Consider the following 6,062-nt stretch of genomic DNA (forward strand, 5'->3'; position numbering starts at 1 on the left):
TCGAAAATCATCACTATCGTTTTTGTAATACTGCTACTATTTTAGAATGCGACAGATATGGGAACTTGACTACAGTCCGTTTTAGTAAAAGAAACTGTAGACCTCATTTACCTTTTGAGCAATTAGAATATTTCTACCAAGCATATCATGCTTTTTTCCGCTATCTGAAAAAACCCGATTATCAATATCAATTTCAGTTGAAATCGCATAACTGTCTGCTCTTCCAAAATTTTAGAATTTTGCACGGGAGAACAGCTTTCGATCCAGCACTAGGCAATAGAAAGCTCAACTCAGGGTATGTTGATTGGAACTTCTTTGTAGGAAGAAGAAATTTTCAACACCAAGAATTTTAAATAAGCAACCAGCAGTCAGCAGTAAATGTGCGCGTTTGCGAAGCATTCCTAGACTGAGAGGGGATTTCAATCCCTCCTAAACCTTCCGATTTATAGAAACAGGGGATTTAAACCCAACTAGAGGAAATGGCCAGCAAGCACCTACAAGTTGATAGCTGAATGCTAAAAGCTAATAGCTAGTTAATACCTGAAGAACATCAATGAAAATAGCCTACATTAAACCCAGTTTCACCAACGAAAAAAGAGTCGGTTTATTACCACAACATTTATCCTACTGTAGTCCAGAGGATGAACGCAGATTTGAACGAGCTTATGGGGAAACTTTAGATATTCCCGATGCAGCTTATGGAGAAGGTGCTGGTTATTCTCGCGAAAGTCTATTTGCTTGGGCAGATGTAATTTACTGTATTAAGGTTCCTCAACCCCAAGATTATCAATACTTTAGAGAAAATCAAACTCTGGCAGGTTGGATTCATCCCTTTGGTGCATCAGGAAGACATTTTAGAGAATACTGCGCTGAACCCAAAAAGATCCGACTATTTGATGTTACGAATTCCATATCTATTCGCGTTACTCAAGGAAAAACAGAAACTCTGAATATTCCACGAGATATTACCCATAAAAATAGTATATTAGCAGGTTATTGCTCGATGATGCAAGCTATTATGTTGCGAGGCGGAATTACCCAGAGCGATCGAGTAGCAGTATTCGGTTCGGGAAATGTCGCTTATGGAGTCTTGAAATATTTAGCCAGTAAAGGAATTGAACCTGTATTGCGTCGTCGGAGTAATATCGATCTAATGCACCAAGAATTTAAAGACTATGATATATTTATCAATACGGTAGAAATTGCTCAAGGAGATGCACCGATTGTTACTTTTGAAATGCTTGATTCCATGAAATCTACAGGTTGGATTATTGATGCAGCAGCAGATACTGGCAGAGCAATTCAAGGTACTCGTGCAACTAAAATAGAAAATCCAATCTATCAAGATGAGCAAGGTCATACATTTTATGTAGTTGACAATTCCCCATCTCTGCTTTATAGAGAAAGTAGTGAAGCGGTGAGTGAAGGTTATGCCAAGCGTTTTTGGGTTAAACCAATGAGCTATTGGTATAGTGATTTCTGTATTAAGCCTTAAGTATCAAAGTTACGACTTACGCACTACAAGGTATTTTCGTCATTGCGACCTAAGGGCAAGCAATCTCAAATCTTAGTTTTTCGTATTTCATGCGTAAGTCCTGAAAGTTATAGTCATTCCAATTAATTTCTGTACAGTTACACGCTCTCAATAACTTACTCAATTCCCCTGGTAAATTCATTTTTGATAATCACCTTATGACAGTTGCACTTACGTTTGATACAGACTGGGCTCCTGATTTCGTACTAGAGTATGTGTGCAGCATACTTGCCGACTACGATTTAGAAGCCACGATGTTTTTCACAAATAAGGTGGGGTTTGACATCCCTGACTTTATTGAAACGGGAATTCACCCTGACTTCAGAACTTGTGGAGGTGTGACACCTGAAGCAGAAAAGCTGATTAACGAACTTCTGTTTGATTTTCCAAATACCAAAGGATTTCGCTCTCACAGAATGTTTTGGGACTATGGGTTATACGATCTTTTGCCAAAGCAGGGAGTTATTTATGATTCTTCGATCTTTTTACCTTTTCATGCAAATCTTGAAATCAACAGAGCTTATGGAGATCTCTTGCGAATACCAGTTTGGTGGACTGATAACCTACACTTAGAACGTCAGTTAAGTCTGAACTCAGCAGAATTCTTAGATTTGTCGGAGCCAGGGTTGAAAGTGCTTATCTTCCATCCAATTCATGTCTACCTAAATTCTTCACACAGAGATGTCTATCGAGAAAAAGTCCAACTTCTTGGAGACTTGCGCTCTCTTGATATATCAACCCTGGAGCCGCTCCGCCATCAAGGTGTGGGAATTGAAACTTTACTAAAAGTGATATGTAGAAAGCTAAAGACAACGAATGTTTGTTCGTCTAAACTCGAAGCACTTGCCTCAGTTGAAGCAGGTAGGGACGTTGCTTGAGCATTAATGCGTTTCATGTCGCTCCGCGTTTAATGTCGCGTAGCGAAAACGTCCGTACACAGTAAAATGTCACATTATGCGGTGCGACCCCGCGTCGCCGACAGGCGCAAGGGAATGCGCACCAAGAGAGACGTTTTATATCGGTTTTATGAAGCAGTGATTTCTGTATTGCTCCTTAAGGATAATTATGTCTAAGTTAATTCTGATTACTGGTGTCAGTCGGGGTCTTGGTCGCGCCATGACCGAAGCTTTTATTCAATTGGGTCATACTGTTATTGGTTGTTCTTTGAATAAGGAAGCGATCGCCTCCTTGGAACAAAAATTTGGCGAACCCCATCATTTTACGGCAGTCGATATTGCTGATGAAATGCAAGTCAAAAATTGGAGTCAAGTAATAAGCTCAAAATATGATCCTCCAGACTTAATTATTAATAATGCTGGCATCGTACACGAACTTGCACCCTTGTGGGAAATAGAAGGGCAAATTTTCGACCGCGTTATTGATATCAATATCAAAGGAGTGGCTAATGTTCTCCGGCATTTTTTACCACAAATGGTGGCTAAAAGTCAAGGAGTAATTGTTAATTTTAGTGCAGGTTGGGGACGTTACACTACTGCTAACGCTGCGCCTTATTGTGCTAGTAAATGGGCGATCGAAGGATTGACCAAAGCACTATCACAAGAATTACCTCCAGGTATGGCAGCCGTTTCTCTGTGGCCGGGAACCATCCATACCGATACTTTAGAAACAGTTTATGGATCGGAAAAAGCAGCTAAGTATATTCAACCTCAAGATTGGGTAAAAATTGCCGTTCCTTTTCTGTTGTATATTAGAGCGAGCGATAATGGTAAAGCCTTGGCAATTCCAACAGGTTAAGGAAGCCAGAAGTCAGAATTCCTAATAAAATTATTAACAAAATGTCAACGAACTTTCAAATTCGCTTACCCGATAACATCGAAAATTTACCAATTAATGAAGAATATTTTTTCATTACAGAAAATGGGCGAGAGCGTCGCTTAAAACTCCATGATTATGCAGAAGTTTATCGCATTCCTGGACTCTATAACTATCTAGCTTTAGAGAAACTGCACTATCGATCGCCCGAAGTTATAGCTACTCTACTAACTGAAAATTTAAAAAATAGTGGTGAATCTGTCAAAGATTTGAAACTATTAGAGTTAGGAGCGGGGAGCGGGTTATTTGGTAAAGCTATTACTAAATTAGGAGTAACATCTATTATTGGTATTGATATTGTTCCGGAAGCTGCTGAAGCTACTCGCAGAGATTTTCCAGGAGTTTATGAAAATTATTTTGTGGAAGACCTTACTCAATTATCAAAATCAACTCGCGATTTTCTGAACGAGAAAAAGTTAAATGGTTTTGTTTGTTGTTCTGCTTTGAGTGAGGGACATATTCCGATCAAAGCTTTTGCTACAGGAGTGAATTTAATTAAAAATCAAGGTTGGGTGTTATTCAATATTGCAAAAACTAGCTATGAATGTGAGGATAATTGTCCGGAATTTGTTAATTTTTACCGTCAGGCAGTGGAAAAAGATTACTTAAAAATACATTGCACAAAATCTTATCTCCATCGTCGTTTTTTTAACGGTAAACCTCTAGAATATGTGGCAATTTTAGCCAAAAAGCAAACAGATATTCCTGTAATATAATGTTCGGTTGAATACTTATAAATAACTTAGCGAGGACTCAGGAGTCAGGAGTCAGAATTTCCTAGGGAATGCTCCGCAAACAGGAGGGAAGAAAGGAGAAAAATCAAGATAGTTTCAGTATTTATTCGGTAGTGTCAGTATAGCTCAATTACACAACAGAATAGCCAATATCAGAAAGGATACATTACACAAATTAACAACTCTTAACAATTCAGATTTGATGAGATTGTTAAAAGCGATCGCGACCAAACTTCACCAACCAGTACCATCAGTTTATCTTCATTCTGAAGAGGAGAGACTAGCTAGAGCTGCTGTCAAAATTTGCCAACAGAATACACTTAGCATTGAGCAAATAAATTATTGGTTAGATATCTTGATTGAAATTGAGCGCCGTCCATCGGGTCTTTTGATTTGGGATAACTTTGAAAAGTATCCTTGGCGAAAAATACTGACAAGTCCGATTAAACAACTATGTGCTTATAGAAATATCCAAAATTTTCTGCGCTCTTTCTATTTTCAGTGGGAGATGGCAGAAAATACTATTGAGAAGCAACATCCGGTTCAACAACTAATTTATCAAGCTTTACAATTTATAGAAACAGGTTTTTGCAATAGCGTTCGAGGTTTCTTTCTCAATCCTTAAAAATAGATCTGACATCATCCAGCACAAGATTTTAATAGCCAGCCGATCGCAATTCCTAAACCGCCAAATCTCACAGCTTGCCAAAATGGTTCTTTTATGCTATTCCAACCAAATAAACTACTCTCTAGGTTTAATTCTATTGTTTCTAATTCTGTCTGTATCCGTTGTAACTCTTCTCGTAATTCATTAGTTTTTTGGCGACGTACTTCCGGTCGTACTTCTTCTAAGCGATGCTTTAATTCTGCTTTTCGCCTCTGATAATACTGAACTTGAGAGTAACGTTCTTTCACAGCAGCAAAGGAACGCTCTACCTCTGCTAGTGCTTGTGCAAAATCAGTCTCTGAAACTTCTGACTCCCCATCAACTGGTGCAGAATTTGAGCACCCATCATTTATTTTTTTCTCAGAATGTTCTGGAGGAGGATTCATGCTGGCATACTTAAGTATAGTAAGTTCTACCTGAAAACATTAATCTAGGAAAATATGCTTAACTCTAACTCAGCTTCTGCAACTGCAACTCACAAAAGAGATTTACAGGAGTATAGTACATTAGAACTAGCTCAAGCTTTAGCCCAAAGACTTGCTATACCAGAAAGAGACTGGCATCGACTTAAGTCTAATCGCCAAGTCCGTGCATTAGAGCTAACTGTAGCTGCCCTCGTTTTTCTAATTAAGGCGCAACCAACTGAAGCGATCGAACGTCTCAAACAAGCTACTAGCTGGTTAGATCGATCTATCTCAGCTCCCCCATGTCCAACTCATGGAGTTAAGAAGGATTAATAAGTTGAAGTTAACTTAAATTCTTCACATAACCAAGGGTAATCTGGAGTTATTTCTTACTCTTTTGCATAGCATTAACTCTGTACCCTTGGAGTTCCATTCAACATAATCAAAAACTTGGTAGATGATGTATATGCCTCGACCACATTCTTTTTCATCATCACAATAATCTTCTGGGGAATAGGTAGCAGTTTGCCTATGATGTTGCTTTGATTTACAAGGTGGTTTAAAACCCAGACCTTGATCTGAAATCACCCACCAATACTGGTCTTGTACAATTGAAAAACGGACGAAAACTTTCTTATTGGGGTCTAAATTATTGCCATGCTTTGCAGAATTTACCAACGCTTCTTGTAATCCTAGTCGTAGTTCTGGATGCCAATGTTTAGGAACATCTGCCAGTAAAAGATCAAGAATCGGACACAAATATAGGGTAGAAGCAAAGCTAATTGTCACCCAGTTTTGACTTATTAGACGTGGACGTGAGGAGATTGACAAAGGTTTACTAAGAAAAGCTAGGGAGTTTTTTCAGTGATTGCTATCTCATCACGTCCACG

General features: G+C 38.7%; 9 protein-coding genes. 7 read left to right on the top strand and 2 right to left on the bottom strand.

Going from position 1 to position 6,062, the window contains the following annotated elements:
- The 6 genes from F6K13_RS14535 to F6K13_RS14560 form a co-directional block, all read left to right on the top strand.
- Positions 1–353, top strand: a 353-nt coding sequence (locus F6K13_RS14535) for a TauD/TfdA family dioxygenase (protein ID WP_287287707.1), incomplete at its 5' end; no start/stop codon positions are given.
- A 200-nt stretch (positions 354–553) separates the two neighbouring features.
- Entirely contained in the window at positions 554–1,495 is a 942-nt protein-coding gene (locus tag F6K13_RS14540) for a hypothetical protein (protein ID WP_287244762.1), read from the top strand.
- Between the two features lie 197 nt (positions 1,496–1,692).
- Positions 1,693–2,412, top strand: a complete 720-nt coding sequence (locus F6K13_RS14545) for a hypothetical protein (protein ID WP_287244765.1) — start codon at positions 1,693–1,695, stop codon at positions 2,410–2,412.
- Between the two features lie 187 nt (positions 2,413–2,599).
- Positions 2,600–3,289, top strand: a complete 690-nt coding sequence (locus F6K13_RS14550) for an SDR family oxidoreductase (protein WP_287287710.1) — start codon at positions 2,600–2,602, stop codon at positions 3,287–3,289.
- A gap of 41 nt (positions 3,290–3,330) precedes the next feature.
- On the top strand, positions 3,331–4,083 hold the full coding sequence (locus F6K13_RS14555; RefSeq protein ID WP_287244770.1) for a class I SAM-dependent methyltransferase: 753 nt from the start codon (positions 3,331–3,333) through the stop codon (positions 4,081–4,083).
- A gap of 169 nt (positions 4,084–4,252) precedes the next feature.
- Positions 4,253–4,726 (top strand): DUF2785 domain-containing protein, encoded by a 474-nt coding sequence (locus F6K13_RS14560; RefSeq protein WP_287244783.1) that lies wholly within the window; start codon positions 4,253–4,255, stop codon positions 4,724–4,726.
- Positions 4,727–4,740: 14 nt separating this feature from the next.
- On the opposite strand, the gene F6K13_RS14565 is transcribed toward F6K13_RS14560, so the two are convergent.
- Positions 4,741–5,154 carry a DUF2203 domain-containing protein gene (locus tag F6K13_RS14565; RefSeq protein WP_240038735.1) on the bottom strand — a complete coding sequence of 138 codons (414 nt, stop codon included), beginning with the start codon at positions 5,152–5,154 and terminating at the stop codon, positions 4,741–4,743.
- A 54-nt stretch (positions 5,155–5,208) separates the two neighbouring features.
- On the opposite strand from F6K13_RS14565, the gene F6K13_RS14570 reads away from it, so the two are divergent.
- Positions 5,209–5,505 carry a DUF6439 family protein gene (locus F6K13_RS14570; RefSeq protein ID WP_124142785.1) on the top strand — a complete coding sequence of 99 codons (297 nt, stop codon included), beginning with the start codon at positions 5,209–5,211 and terminating at the stop codon, positions 5,503–5,505.
- Between the two features lie 24 nt (positions 5,506–5,529).
- Here the strand turns inward: F6K13_RS14570 and F6K13_RS14575 are convergent, their stop codons facing one another.
- Positions 5,530–6,003, bottom strand: coding sequence for an anti-sigma regulatory factor (locus F6K13_RS14575; protein WP_287287711.1), 474 nt, complete (start codon positions 6,001–6,003; stop codon positions 5,530–5,532).
- Positions 6,004–6,062: the final 59 nt, after the last annotated feature.

The sequence above is a fragment of the Okeania sp. SIO2B9 genome (assembly GCF_010672505.1).
Classification (GTDB): domain Bacteria; phylum Cyanobacteriota; class Cyanobacteriia; order Cyanobacteriales; family Microcoleaceae; genus Okeania; species Okeania hirsuta.